Below are 23,329 nucleotides of genomic sequence, written 5' to 3' on the forward strand. Positions count from 1 at the left end.
ACCAAATTAGTGCAGGTCTACCATATCTCTTTTGTTGATGACGATTTCAAGTTTTACCGTTTCTACATTCTGCTCTGTCTTTTTAAGTATGGTAAATAAATAGCCATAACATTCTTCACTATCCCCCACTTCCGGTATCTTACCAAAAGCATGTGAGACCAAGCCGCCAACAGTATCAAAATCCTCATCCTCAGGCAAATCATGTGGAAGATGTTCATTCACATCATAAACTGTAGCATAAGCGTTTACGATAAATTCTGAATCGGAAATTTTCTCTACCGTTGGTTTTTCTTCATCATATTCATCCTGTATTTCTCCCACAATCTCTTCAACAATATCTTCTAGGGTGACCATACCGGCTGTTCCACCAAACTCGTCCAATACAATGGCAATTTGTATACGCTTTTGTTGTAGCTCGCTCAGCAAATCATTAATTTTTTTGGTTTCGGGGACGAAATATGGCTTTCTGATAATATCCGTTAACCCCCAATCTTTATTGCTGGCCAGTAAAGGCAATACGTCTTTAGCATGAATAATACCTATTATCTTATCGATAATATCATCGTAAACCGGCATTCGGGAGTAACCTTCAGAAATGATCTTCTCGACTACCTCTTCTTTGGTTGTGTTCAGTTCAATACCTGAAATTTTTGTACGGGGAACCATAATATTCTTTACTACCCGTTCATTAAAGTCAAATACATTCTTGATCAGTTCATGTTCATTATCTTCTAATGCTCCACTTTCCTTACCCTGATCCAGAAGATAATGTAGCTCTTCTGTACTATGTGAAGACTCATGCCCATCGGCCGAATTAAGTCCAAACGGTTTAAGGATCAGGCCAGCAAAGCCATTAAGCAACCATATAAAAGGCCTACCTATTAAATAAAAAGCTTGAAGGGGCAAAGAAATAAACAAAGTGGTGGCTACAGGACGCTGTATGGCTATCGATTTTGGAGCTAATTCTCCAAATACAATATGCATAATGGTAATAATAGAGAAGGCAATGATAGTAGAAGCCGATTTGATAAAGGTCTCACTTATTCCTAAGCCCAACAGGCCATCATGAATAATTTCATGCATTACCCGTTCTCCTATCCACCCTAGTCCAAGAGAAGCCAGGGTGATTCCTAATTGGGTAGCAGCCAAATATCCGTCAAGGTGATGGATAATATATTTGGCGGTTTTACCAACCCTGCTTCCCGACTTTGCCTTAATCTCAATTTGAGAACCGCGAACTTTTACAATAGCAAACTCTGCAGCTACAAAAAAGCCGTTAAGTGCAACTAAAAAGAATGTCCAAAATAAGTCCCAACCCATTAAGAATTGTTTCTAAATGTTTTATCATAGAGCTCTATGCTCTCGTTTATTACCTTATGTGCATATCTAACACCCAATAGGTGCTCTATGGTAACCTGCTTTTCCTCTAATGCTTTATAATCCTGAAAAAATTTAACAATTTCTTTCATGGTATGTGGAGGTAAGTCGGCCAAATCGTTGATATAGTTTACAGACATATCATTTTTTGCTACCGCAATAATTTTATCGTCTTGTTCTCCATTATCAATCATGTGCATTACACCAATCACTTTAGCTTCAATAATTGTCATTGGATAAACATCTACCGAGCATAAAACCAGAATATCCAATGGGTCTTTATCATCGCAGTAAGTCTGCGGAATAAAACCATAGTTTGCCGGGTACATTACTGAAGAGAACAATACTCTATCTAACTTAATTAAGCTAGAATCTTTATCTATTTCATATTTTGCCTTTGATCCCTTAGGGATTTCGATAATTGCATTTACTGTTTCTGGCAAGTTACTGCCTGGAGATACGCTGTGCCACGGATGGGTTTCGTCTTTATTCATCTTTTCTTTAAATCTCTGTTTCGTCTAATTTACTGGTATTCTTTGATATTTTATTTTTTACAAAGGTAATAACTAATGGAATTGTTGTAATCAAGATAAATCCAAATATGATATAACCTAAATACTCTTCAATCTGTTTGGAAAAACGCTTGCCCAAAAAATAACCTAGCAAAGTTAAGGAACAAATCCATAAAAGTGCACCCAAAACATTATAGAGAACAAATTTCTTAAAATCCATCCTAATAAGTCCGGCTACAATAGGAGCGAAAGTCCTTACTATAGGTACAAACCTGCCCATAATTAAGGCAAAAGCTCCCTGTTTACGATAATATTCTTCTGCAGTTCTGAGAAATCTTTTCTTGAAGAAAAAAGTATCTTTTCGAGTGTGTAGCACGGGACCGGTTTTTTTCCCGAACCAATATCCCGTAAAATTACCAGATACAGCAGCCACGATCAATGTAAATACCAACACATAGATATTTACATCCAACTTGCCCGTAGCCACAAACATCCCCGCTAAAAACAACAGGTAATCTCCTGGTAAAAAGAACCCAAAAAAAAGGCCGGTTTCCGCAAATATTACAAATACAACCAAGTAGAAACCACCTTCTCGCAGCAGTTTTTCAGGATCTATAAGATGCTGTAGGTGGTTCCAAAATTGCTCCATAGTTACAATTATTCGTAAAACTACAAATAATATTCTATATCACTATGCTATATCAGGTTTAAAATAAGGGAAGGATAAACACCTAAAACTAAGATCACTATGGTAGAAACAATTAATACCAATTTATATTGAACAGGGGTATCTAGATCCACTTCTTTTCCTTCTTTAAAATATACGGCAACAATTACCTTAAAATAGTAATAGAAACCTATTAATGCATTTAATATGGCAATAACCACCAATATGACCTGATAATTTTCCAACACATTTAAAAACATTACATATTTACCTATGAAGCCTGCCGTCAATGGAATTCCTGCCAAGGAAAGCATGGAAATAGTTAAGGCGAACGCTGCCATTGGATTGCGCTTGGCTAATCCGTTGAAGCTCTCTATATCGTCGCTCCCTGTCTTCTGTTTAACATTGATCAGTATAGCAAATGCTACGATACTCGCAAAGGTATAGGCTGCCGCGTAAACTAATACATTACTTGCTGAATTAGCTGTCAGCACAATTAAAGAAAACAACAGATAGCCTGCGTGGGAAATACTAGAGTAGGCCAGCATTCTCTTAAAATTCTTTTGATATAGCGCGGTAATGTTTCCTACACAAAGTGTAATGATTACAATTACAAACAAAGCAGGCATCCAAAAATCGTGCAGAGGTTCAAAAGCACCTGCAAACAACCTTAAGAATGCGGCAAAACCTGCCGTTTTTACCACGGTTGACATAAATGCGGTAATTAATGAAGGTGCTCCTTCGTAAACGTCTGGTGTCCAGAAATGGAAAGGTGCAGCCCCAACTTTGAAACATAAGCCCACCATGATCAATATAATGCCAGGATAGAATAGCGGAGAAACAGTCCTTATGCTATTTACTAAATGATTTTGAATCACATCAATATCAAAAGAACCTGTAGCTCCATAGATCAGCGCAATACCAAAAAGTAAAAACCCTGTAGAGAATGCTCCCATCAAAAAGTACTTCAGTGAAGCTTCATTCGAAGCAAAATTCAACTTTCTAATCCCCGCCAATATGTACAAACATACAGACATGATCTCAAGTCCGATGAACAACATCGAAAGGTTTTTATAAGAAACCATAATGATGATGCCACATAGTGCAAAAAGAATAAGTGTAAAATATTCAGCTATATTAGGGCTACCTTCTACAAAATAACGCTGTGTAAGTAAAAAGATCAATAAGGTTCCTATAATGGATATCCCTCCAAAGGCCAATGCAAAATTATCAATTTGCATCATGCCAAAATAGACTGTTGGAGTATTCCAAGAACAGACCACAAACCCCAAAGCGATCAATAAACCAATCAATGTCAAAGGCAATAATGCCTTCTTTGCCTTAAACAAACCTGCATAAAGTACTACTAAAGCCGTAACGGCAATGGTTATAATAATGTTCATCTGCTTAGTTTATCCCTGTTAATTTTTGATTAATCTGTTCTAATAAATGTTGTATCGAGGCATCAGACAACTGCATAAGTGGTTTTGGATAAACCCCAATTACAATAATCAAAGCACAAATGGTATACAGCACTATTTTTTCTGTTCCTTTTATATCTATGAAGCTAAAAGTTAGCTCATTAGTTTCCCCCAACATTATTTTTTGGTACATTCTGAACATATAAACCGCACCAAAAATAATTGTTAAGCCTGCAATAGCTCCTAGCCATGCACTATAATTATAGACGCTCATCAGCAATAGAAATTCTCCAATAAAGCCATTTGTTCCAGGTAAGGCAACCGTACCCAATACAATGATTAGAAAAACAATAGCTAGTTTCGGTGCTACTTTTGCTAGTCCGCCCAACTCCTCTATCTTATTCGTATTAAGGCGAGAAAAAATAATGTCCAATACGAAGAATAAACCCACAACGTTAATACCGTGACTTAGCATTTGTATCATACTTCCTTGTAATCCCTGCATGCTCAGGGTGAAAATACCCGCAGAGATTAAACCTACGTGGCTAATAGATGAATAGGCAATCAATCTTTTCGCATCTTTCTGTGTAAAGGCAATAAGAGCGGCATAAATAATGCCGATTACCGAAAGTATAATGGCTACACAGGTCCAGTCTTGTACTCCTTGCGGAACAATTGGCAATAACCACCTAATTACGCTGTAAATACCCATCTTCAGCATAATACCGGAAAGTAACATGGTGCCTGGAGTAGGTGCTGTAGTATAAGTATCTGGTTGCCAAGTATGAAAAGGAAAAATAGGCATCTTAATGGCAAATGCAATAAAAAATGCCCAAAAGATCCAACCTTGTTGATGCGTATCTAGCTCTAAAGCGTAGAAGGCATTAATATCAAAATTATGGGAAGGGTTTTGTAGATACAGGTAAATGATGCCCAACAACATGAAGAGCGATCCTGCTATGGTATAAACAAAAAATTTGATGTTCACTCTTATCCTGTCTTTTCCTCCCCACATGGCACAGATAAAATAAATAGGTATCAATGCCGCTTCCCATCCAATATAGAACAAGAATGCATCCAATGCAGTAAACACCAATAATAAACCACTTTGCATAAATAGAATCAATGCATAAAAAGCATTGGCATTTTTATACTCGTGCTTAAAGCTCGACAAAATAATTAAAGGTACCAATACGTTTGTCAACAGTACCATTACCATGCTTATTCCATCTATTCCAGCATGAAAACGAATGCCTAATTGATCAATCCAAGAATAGTTTACGACAAACTGTGTGCTGGCATCTGGTGTAAACCTGAACAACAAACCTATAGTTGTAGCAAGGGTCAATATTGAAAAGACCAAAGCAGCCACCTTAGCGGTATTCTGCTTAGCAACCAAAGCTGAAATTATAGCGCCAACTAAGGGGAGAAATATGAGTATTAAGAGTTCCATTTATTTTGTTGAACCAAATTTTAAGCGATAGATAAATAAGTATACAATAACAAGGCGACGATACCGAATACCATCATAAAAATATAAAAGCCAACGTTTCCAGACTGTAGCAATCTTAATCCCTTACTGCCTTCATTAGCAGTCCATCCGAAACCATTCACTAAACCATCAATTACTTTTTTATCGACGATGCGATAGAAAAATCTAGATAAGACATCTAATGGTTTTCTGATCAGGGTATCATAGATTTCATCCAAGTAAAACTTGTGATATGATATCTTTTCTAATACAGAACGTGGCGCTTCATCAGTTACTGGAACTTCAGCCCTCGTTACGTATTTAGCACGAGCAAACAAAATAGCTAAAATAGCTGCCAATACCGACACGCCCATTAACGTAAATTCGGTAGTATGGCTAAGGCTCAAGTGATTTTGGGTAACCTTCGCTCCCGATAGCCAGTGTGACAACCACTCGTTTCCATCAAATACATGAGGAATATTAATGATACCACCAATTGCAGCCAATATGGCCAGTACAACTAAAGGCGTAGTCATTGCTTTAGGCGATTCATGAATGTGTTCTTCTGTATGGTGCGAACCCCTAAACTTTCCATAGAAAGTTAGGAACATCATCCTAAACATATAAAATGCCGTTAAGAAGGCCGTGAATACACCTATGGCCCAAAGTATCTTACTGTGCTCATAAGTATGTGCCAAAATTTCATCTTTAGAGAAAAACCCAGAGAAAGGAGGCAAACCTGCAATCGCTATTGTTCCGATCATCATGGTGGCAAAAGTGATTTTCAACTTCGATTTTAGTCCACCCATTTGGCGCATATCCTGCTCATGATGTAAAGAGTGGATTACAGCTCCCGCGCCCAAAAATAATAATGCTTTAAAGAAAGCATGTGTTAACACATGGAAAAAAGAACCCGTATAAGCTCCTACGCCCAATCCCAGAAACATATACCCTAATTGCGAAACCGTTGAATAGGCCAGTACTTTTTTAATATCGGTTTGGGTTAAGGCAATCAAAGCTGCAATTAATGCGGTTGCCGCACCAATAATAGCAATAATATGTTGTGCGATAGGTGCCAAATCAAATAATACACTAGAACGGGCAATCATATAAATTCCGGCAGTTACCATGGTTGCGGCATGAATTAATGCTGAAACAGGTGTTGGTCCTGCCATTGCATCTGGAAGCCAAGTAAACAAAGGCAATTGTGCCGATTTTCCACAGGCGCCGATAAATAAAAGAATGGCAATGACTGCAATAGTTTCATTTCCAGGTAACATATTAGCTGCCTGCGGAAAAATTTTCGCAAACTCTACGCTCCCAAAAAAATTGAACAATAAAAATACGCCCAGCAAGAAGCCCAAATCACCAATCCTATTCATGATAAAAGCCTTCTTTGCAGCACTTGCGTAACTGCTATTGGTAAACCAGAAACCTATCAATAAATAAGAACATAAACCTACACCTTCCCAGCCAATAAACATGACAATATAGTTTGAGCCTAAAACCAAGATCAACATGAAGAAGATAAATAGGTTCAAGTAGCTAAAGAATTTTCCAAAGCCCGCATCTTCATGCATATAGGCTGTAGAATAAACATGAATTAAAAAGCCTATACCTGTAATGATTAAGAGCATGATTGCACTCAAAGGATCATACAGAAAAGATAGTGGAATATTTAAATTACCTACATTAATCCAATCGAAGAGGTTTATGGTAAACTGCTTTGTTGCACTTGAGCTAAGCTCAAAAAACAGACAAACACTAATAATAAATGAGGCAAATACCACACCGCTGCCAATAAAACCAACTACACCCTTACTCAATGAATTTCGGCCAAGGCCATTAATTACAAAGCCTAAAAGCGGAAGCAACGGAACCAACCAAAGTAAACTTGTTATCATTTTATTTTATTAGAATTACCACTTAAGGCGATTTAACACATTAATATCAATTGATTGTGTATTACGATAAACCATTACGATAATACTTAAACCTACTGCGACTTCGGCTGCTGCCAAAGCCATAATAAAGAATACAAAAACCTGACCAGACGGATCGTTATGATGTACCGAAAAGGCTGCCAAGAGGAGGTTAACCGCATTTAACATTAACTCAACCGACATGAAAATAACAATCGCATTTCTACGGGTTAATACACCAACTACGCCAATAGTAAAAATAATTGCACAAAACCAGATATAATGGTCAAGTGGTACCCCCTGCATATTTTGAAATAAACTATCCATTATTTTTTTCTTCTTTTTTAGTTAAAAGTACTGCCCCAACCATTGCGCTCAATAATAACAACGACGAAAGCTCAAACGGCAGCATAAATGGACCAAACAACTCCTTACCCAAATTTTCCACCAAACCTAAGCTTGGGTTTTTCAACAGTAAAGGGCTACTTATCGATACTGATTTTAGAGATCCGATTAGGGTAACTACCAAACACCCACCAGCTATGATGCCTACAACCTTAAGCAAGGCAGTTTTATTCGGCTCGTTTTCCTTATTGAGATTGAGGAGCATAAGCACAAATAAGAAAAGTACCATAATGGCTCCCATGTAAACAATAAAGTTGACGACTGCCAAAAATTGGGCATTCAACAGTACATAGTGAACCGTGAAGGTAAAGAAAGTTAAAATAAGATATAAAACACTATGAATAGGATTTTTAGCAAAAACCACCATCAATGCGAAAAATATACTTAAAGTTGCTACAAAATAGAATACTGATGTACCCATTAATTTTTATTTAGTTGTTTCAATTTTGCCGTCATTGCGAGGCACAAAGCAATCTTTTATAATCTAATCATTGCGTTAGGATTGCTTCGTTCCTTGCAATGATGAAAAGGCTTACTTATCCAAAGGACCCTCTACCAATTTATCTTTACCGTAGATGAAATCTTTACGTAAATAATCTGCCGGAACAATTGGACCATCTAAGTAGATCGCCTCTTTTGGGCAGGCTTCTTCACACAAACCACAGAAAATACAACGTAACATGTTAATTTCGTATACCGAAGCGTATTTTTCTTCACGATACAGATGTTTCTCATCGTTCTTGCGTTCTGCAGCAATCATGGTAATGGCTTCTGCTGGACAAGAAAGTGCACAAAGACCACAGGCTGTGCAACGCTCTCTCCCTTGTTCATCTCTTTTAAGGGAGTGCATGCCCCTCCAGTTCAAAGAGAACTCACGCTGCTGCTCCGGATACCTTATGGTAGCACTCTTTTTGAAAAAGTGACTGATGGTTGTTCCCAAACCTCTAGCTATAGCTGGCAAATACATCCGCTCGGCTAAATTAAGTGGCTTTTGCTCTAATACTTTTTTCTTATTGCTTAATGATTCCATGTCTCCTTAAAAATTATTAGTCAACGCAATAACTATCCCTGTAACTATAATATTTGCAATGGCCAGTGGGATTAATGTTTTCCAACCTAAATTCATCAATTGATCGTAACGGAAACGTGGAATGGTCCAACGTACCCACATAAAGAAAAAGATGAATGCAAATATTTTCATAAAGAATATAAATGTACCAAACAAAGGTGCCCATGTTGGTCCCCATTGGGCCGCAATATAATCCATACCTGGATAGTTGTAACCACCAAAGTATAATGCCGCCATTACAGTAGAGGAAACGAACATGTTGATATATTCGGCAAATAGGTAAAATCCTAATTTCATTGATGAATATTCCATGTGGTAACCACCGTTTAGCTCGGCCTCACATTCGGGCAGATCAAATGGTGCGCGGTTAGTTTCTGCAAAAGCACAAACCATAAAAATTAAGAAGCCCAACGGCTGATACCAAAAATTCCAATTAAAGCCATGTTGTTGCTCTACTATTTCTTTTAAACTCAGTGAATTAGAAACCAAAAGCAAGGCAATAATAGAAAGGCCCATGGCAATTTCATAACTGATATTTTGAGAAGCGGCACGTATAGCACTCAATAATGAATATTTATTATTAGAGGCCCAGCCACCAATCATTACGCCATAAACGCCCAAAGAAATTACGCCAAATATGTATAATAGACCCACATTGATATCAGTTACCTGCAAAGGAATTACCCTATCTCCTATCACCATATCCTGTCCCCAAGGAATAACGGCCGTACCAATACAGGCACAAAGCATGGCCAAGCCTGGCCCAACCATAAACAGCCATTTATTCGCATTTGCAGGAATAATCTCTTCTTTCATGAACATTTTTACCCCATCGGCTAAAGGCTGCAGAATACCAAAAGGTCCAGCTCTATCGGGCCCTAACCTATCCTGTAAAAAAGCGGCGACTTTACGTTCGGCATAAGTTGAATACATGGCAATAAGCAAGCTAATTGCAAATAATATTGTAATCAGCACAAACTTCTCTATAACAAAATTTATATCCATTAGAATTTAATGCTTTTTTCTAGTTCTCGTTTATTGGCTTCTTGTAAAGCTAAATTTTCCTTAATCACAGGAAGTGGTTTAAATGTTTCGTAATGATTTGAGGAGATTACCGAAGTATCTGAAATATGGGTAGGATGCTCTAATGTCCAGTCATTTGTTTTTTTCTTGTCGAAACGACATTCGTTACAGATAAACTCTTCTACTTCACCATATTGGTCCTTACGTGCAGTGACACGCAAAACATCCTCTCCTTTATACCAAAGTGTCACCTTGCCATTGCATTTTTCATGGGTACAGTTTCTATGGGCATCAATTGGTTTGGTAAACCATACGCGGTTCTTAAAACGAAAGGTCTTATCGGTCAATGCGCCCACGGGGCATACATCAATTACGTTCCCAGAAAAATCATTATCTACCGCAGTTTGTATGTAAGTGGAAATTTCTGAATGATCTCCTCTATTTAGAATACCGTGAACACGTTTATTCGTAATTTGATCGGCAGTAAACACACAACGGTAGCATAAAATGCAACGGTTCATGTGCAACTGGATTTTATCCCCAATATCGATTCTATCGAAAGTACGGCGTTCAAATTCGTATCTCGTTTTTTGCAAACCATGTTCATAGCTCAAATTCTGCAAATCACACTCCCCAGCCTGATCACAAACGGGGCAATCTAAAGGGTGATTAATCAGTAGGATCTCTACCACGCCTGCACGAGCCTCTAATACTTCTGGAGAAGTAATATTCTGCACTTCCATACCATCCATCACAGTGGTACGACAAGATGCTACCAACTTAGGCATTGGCCGAGGATCTTTCTCAGACCCCTTGCTTACCTTCACAATGCAGGTACGGCATTTACCTCCACTTCCCTTCAATTTGGAATAATAGCACATGGCAGGAGGCACAATCTCTCCCCCAATTTGTCGGGCAGCATTTAAAATAGTAGTGCCTGGCTCTACCTCTACTGTTATTCCATCTATGGTTACTTTAACTAAATCGCTCATGGTTAAAGATTATCCTGTTTAACTTCTACTTGTTTTTCAATAGGATTAGCATAATTTGCTAAACCATAATTGGTACTTTGACTTTTCATTGGCTCTTTAACGTGCCATTCAAATTCATCTCTGAAATGTCTGATGGCACTTGCTACCGGCCAAGCAGCTGCATCGCCCAGTGGACAAATGGTATTACCTTCTATTTTCCGCTGTACATCCCATAGTAGATCAATATCCTCCATGGTACCATGTCCATATTCAATTTTGTGCAATATCTTTTCCATCCATCCTGTTCCTTCACGACAAGGTGAACATTGACCACAACTTTCATGATGGTAGAAACGGGAGAAATTCCAAGTATTTCTAACAATACACTGGTCCTCATCAAAAGCAATAAAGCCTCCCGAACCCAACATTGTTCCCGTAGCAAATCCCCCTTCTGAAAGCGACTCGTAACTCATTAAACGAGGCTCTCCATTGGCATACTTTAGGGTAAGGTTAGCAGGCAGTATTGGCACTGAAGAACCTCCGGCAACCGTTGCTTTCAGCTTTTTGCCGTTGGCAATACCTCCACAATATTCATCAGAATAGATAAACTCTTCAACTGGTAAGCCTAGTTCAATTTCATAAACACCCGGTTTTACCAAGTTTCCAGAAGCGGATATTAACTTTGTTCCTGTGCTTCTTCCGATACCAATTTTTGCATATTCATCACCCCCATCATTGATGATTGGCACCACTGCGGCAATAGATTCAACATTATTAACCACCGTTGGACAACCATATAGGCCCGCAATAGCTGGGAAAGGAGGTTTGATACGTGGGTTTCCTCTCTTACCTTCTAACGATTCCAATAAGGCTGTTTCTTCCCCGCAGATATAAGCTCCGCCTCCTGGCTGAACATATAATTCTAAATTATAGCCGGTACCTAATATATTTTTACCTAAAAAGCCTGCTGCTCTAGCTTCTTCAATTGCTCTTTCTAGTATCCTGATCTGTGGCATCATCTCACCACGAACATAGATATAAGAGGTATTTGCTCCCAAAGCATAACTTGCTACAATCATTCCCTCTATTAAAGCATGAGGAATGTGGGTCATTAAAAATCTATCCTTGAAAGTGCCCGGCTCCGATTCGTCGGCATTACAAACAAGATAGCGCGCTACCCCTTCTGGTTTTGCCAAAAAACTCCATTTCATTCCCGTAGGGAAACCTGCCCCACCTCTACCTCTTAAACCTGATTTCTTTACCTCCTCCACTACATCATCGGGAGTTAAGGTCTTTAATGCTTTTTCAACAGCTCGGTAACCGCCTTTTTGACGATAAACCTCTAGCGTATTGATACCAGGCACATTGATATGTTCTAATAATAGTTTACGAGCCATTATTTCTTGCGTAAATCGTCAATTAATTTGTTTACCGACTCTTCAGTCAAGTTTTCATAGAAGGTATATTCTGGACCAATCTGTAAAACCGGGCCAAAACCACAGGCTGCCAAACACTCTACCCCTCTCCAACTGAACAAGCCATCTGCAGTAACCTCTCCTTCTTTCACCCCTAACCTGGTTTCTATATGGTTCATTATCTTTTCAGCACCTACCAAGCAGCATGGGCCTGTTCTGCAAACCTCTAACACATACTTCCCTTTGGGTTGAAGGAAATACATGGTATAAAAACTGGCCACCTCATAAACTTCGATGGGTTCTATAGCAAGGTATTCTGCCACTTTATCCATTGCTGGCACACTTGTCCAACCATATTCTGCCTGAACCAAGTGCAAAATCGGCAATAAGGCCGATTTCTGTTTTCCTTCTGGATAACGTTTAACTATTTCATCAAATTTTTCTAACAAAGCTGATGAAAATTCTACAGGTTGTGTTTCTTCTACTTTAAGCATCTAATTCTCCTGCAATAATGTTCATACTACTCATGTTGATAATGGCATCAGACAACAACATGCCTTCGCTCATTTTAGCATACATTGAGTAATTAATAAAACTTGGCCTTCTAAAATGTAAGCGGTAAGGTGTTCTGCCTCCATCGTTTATTAAATAAAATCCAAGTTCACCGTTACCACCTTCAACAGCATGGTAAACCTCCGCTTTAGGTGCATCAATTTCTCCCATCACAATTTTAAAATGATAGATCAATGCTTCCATATTGTTATAAACTTCTTCTTTTCCAGGCAGATAAAAATCTGGAACGTCGGCATGGAATATCCCCTTAGGCTCAGTTTTCACTTTTTCCAAAGCCTGTTCTATGATACGGATACTCTGCCACATTTCTTCATTGCGGACCAGGTATCTATCAAAAACATCTCCACTGGTTCCTACCGGAACTTCAAAGTCAAAATCTTGGTATGAAGAATAAGGCTCACTTACCCTAACGTCATAATCAATTCCAGTGGCACGCAATAAAGGGCCTGTCCAACTATAATTTAATGCAGCCTCTTGAGTAACCTCTGCTACACCCGCTGTACGATCTATAAAAATACGGTTACGGTTCAACAAGCTTTCAAATTCTCTTAAGGCTACCGGAAACTCTTTTAAAAACTTATTGATCTTGGCAAAGGCTATCTCATTGAAATCTCTTTCCAAGCCACCTATACGGCCAATGTTAGTGGTTAAACGAGCACCACAGATTTCCTCAAAAATCTCATAGATATGTTCTCTAAATTGAAAAAGGTAAAGGAAGGTTGTAGTCGCTCCAGTATCCTGGGCAATGATGGTATTACAAATGATATGATCGGAAATACGCGATAGCTCCATAATGATTACCCTCAAATAATCAACCCGCTTAGGGATTTGAATATTCAACAGCTTTTCTACCGTCATGTGCCAGCCCATATTATTGATAGGCGACGAACAATAATTTAAACGATCGGTTAAAGGGGTAATCTGATAAAATGGGCGATGCTCTGCAATCTTTTCAAAAGCTCGGTGAATATAACCAATGGTAGACACTCCACTTACAATCCGCTCTCCGTCCATCTGCAAAACATTTTGAAAAACCCCATGTGTTGCAGGGTGCGTTGGCCCTAGGTTTAAGGTAACCAACTCACTTTGTGGGTCATTATCTGTATATACTGGATGATTATGTGCCATACGTATTATCTACCAAAATATTCGTCTTTTTTATCTACTCTATTTGGATCTTCCAATGGGTATTGCTTAAGCATAGGGTGCACAATCAGGTCATCCATATTCAATATCCTTTTCAAATTTGGATGTCCTTCAAACTTCACCCCAAAAAAATCATAAGTTTCTCTTTCCATCCAGTTGGCCCCATTCCATAATGTAGTAGCAGTAGGAATTTTAGCTTCTCTTTCGTTCAAGAATACCTTTATTCTTATTCTTATGCCGCCAACCATACTATGCAAATGGTAAACGACCGCAATTTGTTCCTTCTCTGGGTAATGTACCGCTGTAATATCTGTTAGAAAATTAAAAGTGATTTTTTCATTCTCTTTAAGAAAAGTGAGCACATCAATGATCTTCTCTTTAGTCGTAGAGAAGGTTAATAAGCCATATGGCTCAGAAACATCAAATAGCTGTTCGCCAAAATTATGGCCAAGTAGATCAATTATTTCTGTATTTGTTGCTTTAGCCATTATTGTATTCCGTAACTAGCCAACATTTCTTTATATTCAGTAGAGTACCTTCTTCTTCCAGATTCATTTTTCACCAGTTCCTGTATCTTTGTAAAGCCATCTAAAATAGCTTCTGGCCTCGGCGGACAACCAGGCACATAAACATCTACCGGGATGATCTCATCTATGCCCTGAAGCACAGAATAGGTATCAAATATACCCCCACTAGAAGCACAGGCACCCACAGCCATTACCCATCTAGGCTCTGCCATTTGAAGGTATACTTGCTTTAAAACCGGCCCCATTTTTTTTGCAATGGTTCCCATGACCATTAACACATCGGCCTGTCTTGGCGAAAAGCTTAACCTTTCAGAGCCAAAGCGGCCAAAATCATAATGTGAACCCATGGTTGCCATAAATTCAATGCCACAACAAGAAGTAGCAAATGGCAGGGGCCATAAAGAATGTGAGCGAGCCAAACCTATCACCTTATCTAAGGAAGTAGCAAAAAAGCCATTACCTTCAATACCAGGGGGCGCCTCAACTATATTGATTTCACTCATGTCTTAAACAAAAAATGCTTGCCCTAACTAACTAAGACAAGCAACAAATTTACAATATTTACTAGGAATTGGGTTAAACGATCATCATTTAGAAACAATCTAAATAGCTAAAACAACAATGTGTTTAATGTTTAATTCCACTCTAAAGCTTTCTTTTTCAAGATATAGATAAAGCCTAATAAAAGGGTTCCCATGAAAATAAACATTTCTATGATACCATTCCATCCAAGCGTTCTAAAGTTAACCGCCCAAGGGTACATAAAGATGACTTCCACATCAAACAATACAAATAGAATGGCTACCAAAAAGTACTTGATAGAAAAAGGCTGACGGGCATTACCCACCACTTTAATTCCTGACTCAAAAGTAGCTAACTTATCTTCCGTTTTTCGTCTAGGCCCCAAAAGATGCGTAGCAAACAAGGTGACTACTACAAATCCCAAAGCAACAATTACCTGAAAAATAATAGGTATAAAATCCTGTGCTGTACTCTGTGCTTCCATATCAATTAAAATAGTTGAGGCAAAATTAAAATAAAAAGGCAGGATTACAAATCCTGCCTTTTACATCTCCTTAAAAGTTTTATTTTTTAATTGGTGTTTTTTTTGCTGGCGTTGCTGGACCAGACAGATATTTCAAGTTATCTAAAGCAAGTGTATTTTGTGGATCTATTGCTAAAACCTTGTTAAAATATTCTTTCGCTTTTTCTTTATCTGTTGACGCATACAATGCACCTATGTAGTTATAAGCCTCGACCAAACCTTTTTGGTTGATAGGCGTAGAAGCTTTTTCTGGCTTATCTACAGTTACCATTTGGATATATTTCTCAAAATGAGGTATAGCAATGCCTTTTGGTTCCTTAACGTCATCCATCAATCTAATGGTACGAGCACGATATAGTTGTGCAGCTTCATATTCTGGTGCCAATTCTAAAAGCTTAACAAAAGCCGAATCTGCCGCCTTTAGCAAGTTCACATTTTCTCCTTTAGAACTTACATAGTTAGAAGTACCTAAATAGTAATAAGCCATGGCCAAAGAAGGATTCTTTGAATTTAAGTTAACCACTCTATTATATACAGAAGCCGCTTTAGGGAAGTTTTTATCTGTAAAATACTTTAGACCAACTGCAGCTAATTCCTCTACTTTTGTCGAATCAAGTTCCACACCTTTGGTAATGTTAACTACCGCTAAACTGTCTTGTCCTGTGGCCAATTGAGCTTTACCTAAATATAAATAATCTGAACCTATGATACGTGAAGCATCTTGGGTTCTTGCGAAAAGCTGATTCATATATTTGATACCTTGCTCATAGTTTTTGTTTTCAACGGCAGAATACCCTCTCATCCTGGTTACCACAAAGGTTTTAGGATTTTTAGGGTCAGGAGCATTCAAAGTAGCTACTTCTTTTTCCAAAGTGGCAAAATCACTGGCGTAAACTAAAAACTGGGCATAACGCAAACGTGAGTCAAAAGATTTATCGGTTAAGTCCAGGTATTTCCTCATGTTTTCAAGGGCTTCTGCTCTTTTTGCATTACCGTTTTTCGGATCTGCAAAAGACCATTGCATTTGTGTTTCCGCCAATTCGCGATAAGCAGGACCATAATTAGGATCTGCAGCAATTACTTTCTTGATTTCTACTTCTGCTTCAGGAAATGCGAAAGCTTCTTTGTACATCTTTCCAATTTGCACATTTGCACGATACAGGCTTGGATTAATGTCCAAGGCCCTCAAATATTGAGGATATGCTTCTGTATTTTTTTTCTGCATGGCATAAAAATCTGCCAAGGCCAAGAAAGTTTCCGGATCTTTATCTTTTGCATCTAGCTCATCTGCTTTTTGTAAATTCGGTAGTGCTGCTGCATAATCAGGTGTTTTTTGATCAATATAAGCCCTACCAATACCCAAATAGGTCAAATAATTTTTAGCGCCCAATTGTAAAGCCTTATCAAAATTGGTTTTCGCATTAGTTGCATTACCTTCTATCAAATCGGCTTGACCCAAACCAACAAAGTTTAGTGCATTTTTAGGATCAGCTGTGGTTCCATTTGTGAAAGCTGCTCTGGCAGAATCTATATCCTCAGTTAATAAATAAACTTTACCAAGGTTAAAATAATTATCGCCTTGTTTTGCCTGATTGGCAACTAAGGTCTTAAGCATAGAGGTTGCTTTTTGATACTGTTCAGCATCAATAGCTTTTTTAGCGTCGGCTAAACTTTGAGCAAACGAGGCAGTACTACCCATCATTAATAAGCCTACGGCAAAGGCTATGTTCTTCTTAATCGTTTTCATTGTCTCCATTTGTTAATCGAAATAACTGTTTTACTGCTTGGATATACAGCGTTCTCTATTTCTCTAAGTTGAAAAATTAATTTTTAGTTGTAGTTTTTAAGTTAAATTCTCTAGTCATTATCTTATGTGGACCTAGTCCTGATTTGAGTACAATTAACTGGCCACGTGGGCTAGCTAACCAATTTGCAAATCCTGTGCCTAAACCGTCACGGCCTTCGGCATTTATAAGGTAAATATTTCTCAGGAACGGATATTTTCCATTAATGAGGTTTTCTTGTTTAGGTTGGTAATACGCATCATCTCCCTTTTTTCCCGCAAGGTTTTTCACACCCAACGTTTTTACCTTAGGCAAATATGCAGAAATATTTTTATTATTTTCCAAGAGCCAATTTACACCTACTACACCTATATAACCTTTATTTTCAGCAACGTATTTAATTACGTCATTGTTGTTCTGCAAGGTATAAATTCCAGATTTGGGCAATTTATCTACCTTAGCCGAATCCATAAAATACCTGATCGTACTGGATAATGCGTTATCAAAAACCAACTTTCTATTGGCGTCGGCTGTTCCTTTTACGATATCATACACTTCCTTTGCCGTTATAGTAGAATCATTATCGGCAACATTAGCGATCAATGCTATGCCATCAATGCCAAAGCGATCGGTAAATACGGGTATTTCGAGTTTCTTAAAAACACTCAGCTCGCCAGGTTTGAGCATTCTAGAAAGCACCATCATTTTCACTTCTCTTTTCAGAAATAAGGGAATGATCTTGTTTTCGTTTCCTAAGATAGTTTCTATTTTCGTTTCGGGATACTCACTCTTAAAAACTTGGATCTGGTCATCCAAAATCCTCGAAAATGATTCATCAACTAATAATTTCGTGGTTCCCGAAGTTCTTGTTTCCTTTACCGAATCCTTATTTGTTTTTCTATTGCAAGAAATACAAACAAGCAAAAAAAGTGCTAAGAAAACTAAAGCTGAAATCTTCCTCATTCTTCGATTCTGTTATCTCTTATTATTCTAAAAAACCTAATTGCAGCATATACAATCAACACTATAGCGAAGGCAATCTGATATTTTCTTGGAAACCGATCAGGATCAAGCCCTAATAAATCGCTGAAGAAAATGAGCACGATACTGATGCCAAGATAAATGACCATCATGGCAAGTCCTAAAATAAACAGAAATCGCTGTTGAGGCGATTTCTGTTTGGAATTATTGAAATTAAACATGCTTAACTATTGTTGTAAGCTAAATTTAATTGGTATGTTATACTTCACACGTACAGGTTTACCATTTTGCATACCTGGATTCCAGCGTTTGCTCAATTTCAAAACCCTGACCGCTTCTTCATCAGTACCATAACCAAGTTTTCTATCGATCTTAATATCGGTCAAAGAACCGTCTTTCTCTACAGTGAAAGAAACAAATACATTTCCTTGTATATTGTTCTCTGCAGCCATAGGTGGGTATTTAATATTATCACCCAAAAATCTGTAGAACTTGTCTATACCACCTGGATAAGCTGGAGGATTCTCCATACTTACAAAGTTATATACCGTATTATCTTCTACCACTACCGCTTGTTTCGGACCTTCTCCTGCTGCTGTGATCTGCACAACATCAGCAGTTGGATCACCTTCCATTGTTTTCTGACCTGGGTCAGCCTTTTTCAGGTCATCAACGGTTGGTGGCTGCTCATCCCTTACCTGGTTGTCAGGCTTAACAATGGGAGGAGGAAACTTGATCTGATCCTGCTTTGGTGGAGGTGGCTCTACCGGAGGAGGAGTTTTCACCTCAGGGTTAATGGGAGGAGGAGGTTGCATAATTACCTCTGTTACTTTTTCTGGAGGTGGCTCTGGGGCCATCCCTTTCAACAAAGCATAAATCCTTGGAGCTAGAAAAATGAAAACAAAAATTGACGAGGCAATAAACAACGATTTGGTTGTATTCCAAGCATTAGTCTGACGAAGCTCGTAAGCTCCGTAAGCCTTATTCTTTTTGGCGAATACAACGTCAATCCATTCCTTATTAAATAAATCTATTTTAGACATTGTTTAATATTTTAATTGTTATCATTTAGCTATAAAATCCCTGCGGCTTTCATAGCTCCTTTTTCACTGTCCAACAAGTGGTTAGGATCGTCATCAACAGCCGGAGCGTTAATGTTAGTCTTTGTGATGTTAATCTCATCCATAATATCTACAAAATTCTTATATGTAGATACGTCAGTTGGCTTAACAATGATTACGATATCCCTACCGGTTGATTCTTTCACATTCTTTTTATTCTTCAACAACGAAGATCTGATATCGTTGAAGCCTTCGATGGTAGGTGCCGATTTACCAGGTTCACCCATATACCAAGCAATTTTATTGTTCTTGCCTAGCAATATGGTCATGGTTTGAGATTCTCTCAATTCCAACCTGTTCTCATCTTTGGCATCTTTATCAGGCTTTGCAATATCCATCGCAAGTGGTTTCGATAAAGATGTGGTTAACATAAAGAAAGTAATCAAAAGGAAAGCAAGATCCACCATTGCGGTTAAATCTACTTTTGTCGACTGCTTTTTACTTCTAACCTTGCCACCTTTACCGCCATCCTTGCTGGAGGTATCTAATTCTGCCATAGCTTATATTTTATTGTCCGCCAGCTTCGGCAGATGTAATTAAACTAAATTTGTTTACTTTTTGCTTTTGAAGCACATCTACAACCTTTCTGATTGTTGGATACTCTTCGTCGGAGTTACCTTTAATACTCACACGCATATCAATACCGTGCAATTCTCCAGTAGCCAATCGTGCTTGCTTAATCCAGTTAAATAGCTCACCATTGGTCGTCGAATCAGAGGGGATACCTGTTTGTATGCCTGATTTATCACGTTGTTCGCTATTCATGGCCAGAAACTGTTTTAAGTTTCCAAATGGAACTCCAAACGAAGGAAGAACAGAAAAACGTTTCGTTTCTTCTTCCGTAAAAGTGGCTCCATATTGTTCAGCCATTTTTTGCAAGGTTAATCTTTTAACATCTTGACCAACGATTTCCAAAAACACTTTACCCTTACCTATACTGATGATAGAGATATCTTTATCAGGCACTTTAAATTGTACCGTAGAAGAAGGGATCTTAATATCTAATGGATCTGGTTGTCGAGCTGTTGCTGTCAAAATAAAGAAAGTCAATAAAAGGAAAGATACGTCGCACATGGCGGTCATATCAATCGAAGTACTCTTTCTTGGAACTTTTGCCCTACCCATAATCTAAAAATTATAATATTTTAATTAATGATGTTAATTCTTCCGGTTTTCCATAAAGCCGGCAAAAAAAATTAAAATAATTATTATTTATGTGTACTAGCGTAAGTTTGGATGATGCTAAAACCAGCTTCATCAATAGCATAAGTTAACTTATCAATTTTTGAAGTTAAGATGTTATACATGATGATCGCTAAAGTAGAAGTACCGATACCTGTTGCAGTATTGATCAAAGCTTCAGAAATACCTGTTGCCAAAGCTGCCTGATCTGGTGCTCCTGAGTTAGCCAAACCACCAAATGCCTTGATCATACCTGTTACCGTACCTAATAGACCGGTCAATGTACCTACAGAAACCAATGTTGCGATTACCGTTAAGTTTTGTTCTAACATTGGCATCTCTAATGCAGTTGCTTCTTCAATGTCTTTTTGGATTGCTACTACAGATTGCTCAACATCTAAATTAGTATCCACTTCTACCTCACCATATTTTTTTAGGCCAGATTTGATTACGTTTGCTACCGAACCTTCTTGTTTGTCGCATTCTGCAACAGCAGCTTGAATGTTACCTGCACTTAAAAGTGATTGGATTTTTTTGATAAATACTTCTAAGCTTCCTTTTCCTGTTGCTTTACCAATTACGATTAAACGCTCGATAGAGAATACAAATACCATTAAAAGCATACCCATTAAGATTGGTACGATAAAGCCTCCTTTAAAAGCCATACCGCCATAGTTACCTACTTTAGGCAATATGCTGTGTGTATCGTCATTATAAAACGCCAACGATAAGGTACTGTTATTTTTTGCAACAGCTTCATCTATAATAAAGTTTGAAGGCTTTCCTAGTACGAATAAGAATAGTAGTACCCCAATAATAATACAGATGGGAATAACTAGAGTAGCAAATAAGTTAGACGCTGTAGCGCTGCTCTCTTTTTTAGCTGGTGTAGGTTTTGGTGCGTTTGCCATTTTTTTAATTTTTAGTTTTAGTACTTGTTTTAAAATTTTGTTTTTGTATAAATATTAAATTAATTAAGTATTACACTCAACGCAGGATTAGCCCGAATTGTTGCGCAAGCAAATTTATAATTTTGATTTAAATTACAAATTAAATATTCATTACACAATTAATTCGTTACTTAAGCTTGGGTAAAGTGTATAACCAAAAAAGATTGCCCTCAAGACAATCTTTCCGCAATTAAAACTAAAAATTTAATCAAATGCAAATTTTTTAAAGAAAAAAGCTTTAATTTATACTTTCTGTAACCTTTGGCATCCCTTTTCTGATCGCTTCGTTCGAGTAATCGTCAAATTCTTTAAAATTATTCAAAAATGCCACAGCCAGTTCATTGGCTTTTAAATCGTATTCCGATTTGTTGTGCCAAGTTTCCCTTGGGTCCAAAATGGCCGACGGTACATTTTCGCAAGAAGTAGGCATATGCAAGCCAAACACAGAATGTTCTACAAAACTCGCTTTTTCTAGACTTCCATTTAAGGCGGCGGCAATCATTGCCCTGGTGTAAGATAACTTCATTCTGCTGCCCACACCATAAGGTCCTCCACTCCAACCCGTATTCACTAACCAAACGTTTACCTGGTTTGCTTTCATCTTTTGACCCAACAATTCTGCATATACCATCGGGTGTAGGGGAAGAAATGCTTTACCAAAACAAGCAGAGAATGTTAACTGCGGCTCCGTAACGCCCGTTTCTGTTCCAGCCACCTTGGCGGTATAGCCAGAAATAAAATGAAACATGGCCTGTTCTGGCGTTAATTTGGAGATCGGAGGCAAAACGCCAAAGGCATCGGCCGTTAAAAAGAAAATGTTTTTTGGAATGGGTGCGACCGAGGGTTCAAGTGCATTTTCAATATGATCCAATGGATAGGCAACCCTTGTGTTTTCTGTTTTTTCAACATTGGAAAAGTCGACGGTTCTTGTATTCGGGAAATAGCTGATATTTTCTAGCAAAGCACCAAATTTAATGGCCTTAAATATTTGAGGCTCTTTTTCTGCACTTAAATCTACACACTTAGCATAACACCCTCCCTCAAAATTGAAAACAGAAGTATCTCCCCAGCCATGCTCATCATCGCCAACCAATGCCCTATCAGGGTCTGCAGAAAGCGTTGTTTTTCCTGTACCGGATAGGCCAAAGAAAATAGCAGTATCCCCTTCTTTACCTACATTTGCCGAGCAATGCATGGACAGCGTATTCTTTTGTGCAGGCAATACAAAGTTCAAAACTGAAAATATTCCCTTCTTTATTTCTCCAGTGTAGGCTGTACCTCCTATTAAAATCATCTTTTTGGAGAAATTGAGTATAGAAAAATTTTGCTGTCTTGTGCCGTCGTTTTCTGGATCGGCCAAAAAAGAAGGTACCGCAATAATAGTCCACTCAGGCTGTACGGGAGGGGACTCCTGTTTGTACCTCAGAAATAAATTATTGGCAAAGATATTTTGAAAGGCATGTTCTGTTATAACCCGGATACTTATGCCATATTTTTCATTGGCACAAGCATAGCTATCTCTTACATAAATTGTTTTATCATTTACATACGCTATCATTTTTTCATATAGCGCATTAAATTTTTGTTCACTGATCTTAATATTAATATCTCCCCACCATACCGCATTTTCGGTAACAGAATCACAAACGATAAACCTATCCTTTGGGGATCTTCCTGTAAATTTACCTGTATCGATGGCTAAAGCTCCAGTATCGGCAAGCGTGCCTTCTCCGTTTTTTAAGGCCTCTTCAACAAGTTCTGGCACAC

At 38.1% G+C, this 23,329-nt stretch carries 24 protein-coding genes; all 24 read right to left on the reverse strand.

Annotated features, from left to right (window positions below):
* Nucleotides 1–6 precede the first annotated feature (6 nt).
* Complete coding sequence (locus JHD79_RS12815) at nt 7–1,320, reverse strand: hemolysin family protein (RefSeq protein ID WP_199119636.1); 1,314 nt, start codon at nt 1,318–1,320, stop codon at nt 7–9.
* Nucleotides 1,320–1,871 (reverse strand): inorganic diphosphatase, encoded by a 552-nt coding sequence (locus JHD79_RS12820; protein ID WP_199119637.1) that lies wholly within the window; start codon nt 1,869–1,871, stop codon nt 1,320–1,322. The genes JHD79_RS12815 and JHD79_RS12820 overlap by 1 nt, the downstream gene beginning before the upstream one ends.
* 7 nt (nt 1,872–1,878) lie before the next feature.
* Nucleotides 1,879–2,538 carry a DedA family protein gene (locus tag JHD79_RS12825; RefSeq protein WP_199119638.1) on the reverse strand — a complete coding sequence of 220 codons (660 nt, stop codon included), beginning with the start codon at nt 2,536–2,538 and terminating at the stop codon, nt 1,879–1,881.
* Nucleotides 2,539–2,585: 47 nt separating this feature from the next.
* Entirely contained in the window at nt 2,586–3,959 is a 1,374-nt protein-coding gene (locus JHD79_RS12830) for an NADH-quinone oxidoreductase subunit N (RefSeq protein ID WP_199119639.1), read from the reverse strand.
* Between the two features lie 4 nt (nt 3,960–3,963).
* Entirely contained in the window at nt 3,964–5,430 is a 1,467-nt protein-coding gene (locus JHD79_RS12835) for a NuoM family protein (RefSeq protein ID WP_199119640.1), read from the reverse strand.
* Nucleotides 5,431–5,450: 20 nt separating this feature from the next.
* The gene (gene nuoL / locus JHD79_RS12840; protein ID WP_199119671.1) at nt 5,451–7,349 is read right to left on the reverse strand and encodes an NADH-quinone oxidoreductase subunit L; all 1,899 of its coding nucleotides are present in this window, start codon (nt 7,347–7,349) and stop codon (nt 5,451–5,453) included.
* A gap of 18 nt (nt 7,350–7,367) precedes the next feature.
* Complete coding sequence (gene nuoK / locus JHD79_RS12845; protein WP_199119641.1) at nt 7,368–7,697, reverse strand: NADH-quinone oxidoreductase subunit NuoK; 330 nt, start codon at nt 7,695–7,697, stop codon at nt 7,368–7,370.
* A complete protein-coding gene (locus JHD79_RS12850) occupies nt 7,690–8,196 on the reverse strand; it encodes an NADH-quinone oxidoreductase subunit J (protein ID WP_199119642.1) in 507 nt (168 codons plus the stop codon). The genes nuoK and JHD79_RS12850 overlap by 8 nt, the downstream gene beginning before the upstream one ends.
* Before the next feature lie 111 nt (nt 8,197–8,307).
* Nucleotides 8,308–8,805, reverse strand: a complete 498-nt coding sequence (locus tag JHD79_RS12855) for an NADH-quinone oxidoreductase subunit I (protein WP_199119643.1) — start codon at nt 8,803–8,805, stop codon at nt 8,308–8,310.
* Nucleotides 8,806–8,811: 6 nt separating this feature from the next.
* Nucleotides 8,812–9,849, reverse strand: coding sequence for an NADH-quinone oxidoreductase subunit NuoH (gene nuoH, locus JHD79_RS12860; protein WP_199119644.1), 1,038 nt, complete (start codon nt 9,847–9,849; stop codon nt 8,812–8,814).
* A complete protein-coding gene (locus JHD79_RS12865) occupies nt 9,849–10,859 on the reverse strand; it encodes a 2Fe-2S iron-sulfur cluster-binding protein (protein WP_199119645.1) in 1,011 nt (336 codons plus the stop codon). The genes nuoH and JHD79_RS12865 overlap by 1 nt, the downstream gene beginning before the upstream one ends.
* Nucleotides 10,860–10,861: 2 nt before the next feature.
* Nucleotides 10,862–12,235, reverse strand: coding sequence for an NADH-quinone oxidoreductase subunit NuoF (nuoF, locus tag JHD79_RS12870; RefSeq protein ID WP_199119646.1), 1,374 nt, complete (start codon nt 12,233–12,235; stop codon nt 10,862–10,864).
* Nucleotides 12,235–12,747 carry an NAD(P)H-dependent oxidoreductase subunit E gene (nuoE, locus tag JHD79_RS12875; RefSeq protein WP_199119647.1) on the reverse strand — a complete coding sequence of 171 codons (513 nt, stop codon included), beginning with the start codon at nt 12,745–12,747 and terminating at the stop codon, nt 12,235–12,237. Before nuoE ends, nuoF begins: the two co-directional genes overlap by 1 nt.
* Nucleotides 12,740–13,954 carry an NADH-quinone oxidoreductase subunit D gene (locus tag JHD79_RS12880; protein ID WP_199119648.1) on the reverse strand — a complete coding sequence of 405 codons (1,215 nt, stop codon included), beginning with the start codon at nt 13,952–13,954 and terminating at the stop codon, nt 12,740–12,742. The genes nuoE and JHD79_RS12880 overlap by 8 nt, the downstream gene beginning before the upstream one ends.
* Before the next feature lie 5 nt (nt 13,955–13,959).
* Complete coding sequence (locus tag JHD79_RS12885) at nt 13,960–14,460, reverse strand: NADH-quinone oxidoreductase subunit C (protein ID WP_199119649.1); 501 nt, start codon at nt 14,458–14,460, stop codon at nt 13,960–13,962.
* Complete coding sequence (locus JHD79_RS12890) at nt 14,460–15,002, reverse strand: NADH-quinone oxidoreductase subunit B (protein ID WP_199119650.1); 543 nt, start codon at nt 15,000–15,002, stop codon at nt 14,460–14,462. Before JHD79_RS12890 ends, JHD79_RS12885 begins: the two co-directional genes overlap by 1 nt.
* Before the next feature lie 131 nt (nt 15,003–15,133).
* Entirely contained in the window at nt 15,134–15,505 is a 372-nt protein-coding gene (locus JHD79_RS12895; protein WP_199119651.1) for an NADH-quinone oxidoreductase subunit A, read from the reverse strand.
* Nucleotides 15,506–15,584: 79 nt separating this feature from the next.
* On the reverse strand, nt 15,585–17,291 hold the full coding sequence (locus JHD79_RS12900; protein ID WP_199119652.1) for a tetratricopeptide repeat protein: 1,707 nt from the start codon (nt 17,289–17,291) through the stop codon (nt 15,585–15,587).
* A gap of 76 nt (nt 17,292–17,367) precedes the next feature.
* Complete coding sequence (locus JHD79_RS12905) at nt 17,368–18,291, reverse strand: PstS family phosphate ABC transporter substrate-binding protein (RefSeq protein WP_199119653.1); 924 nt, start codon at nt 18,289–18,291, stop codon at nt 17,368–17,370.
* Nucleotides 18,292–18,536: 245 nt separating this feature from the next.
* The gene (locus JHD79_RS12915; protein WP_199119655.1) at nt 18,537–19,352 is read right to left on the reverse strand and encodes an energy transducer TonB; all 816 of its coding nucleotides are present in this window, start codon (nt 19,350–19,352) and stop codon (nt 18,537–18,539) included.
* Nucleotides 19,353–19,381: 29 nt separating this feature from the next.
* Nucleotides 19,382–19,927 (reverse strand): biopolymer transporter ExbD, encoded by a 546-nt coding sequence (locus JHD79_RS12920; protein WP_199119657.1) that lies wholly within the window; start codon nt 19,925–19,927, stop codon nt 19,382–19,384.
* A 10-nt stretch (nt 19,928–19,937) separates the two neighbouring features.
* Nucleotides 19,938–20,555, reverse strand: coding sequence for a biopolymer transporter ExbD (locus JHD79_RS12925; protein WP_199119658.1), 618 nt, complete (start codon nt 20,553–20,555; stop codon nt 19,938–19,940).
* An 83-nt stretch (nt 20,556–20,638) separates the two neighbouring features.
* The gene (locus tag JHD79_RS12930; RefSeq protein ID WP_199119661.1) at nt 20,639–21,523 is read right to left on the reverse strand and encodes a MotA/TolQ/ExbB proton channel family protein; all 885 of its coding nucleotides are present in this window, start codon (nt 21,521–21,523) and stop codon (nt 20,639–20,641) included.
* A 277-nt stretch (nt 21,524–21,800) separates the two neighbouring features.
* On the reverse strand, nt 21,801–23,327 hold the full coding sequence (gene pckA / locus JHD79_RS12935; RefSeq protein ID WP_370583333.1) for a phosphoenolpyruvate carboxykinase (ATP): 1,527 nt from the start codon (nt 23,325–23,327) through the stop codon (nt 21,801–21,803).
* Nucleotides 23,328–23,329 lie beyond the last annotated feature (2 nt).

Source organism: Pedobacter sp. ASV28 (assembly GCF_016428855.1).
GTDB lineage: Bacteria > Bacteroidota > Bacteroidia > Sphingobacteriales > Sphingobacteriaceae > Pedobacter.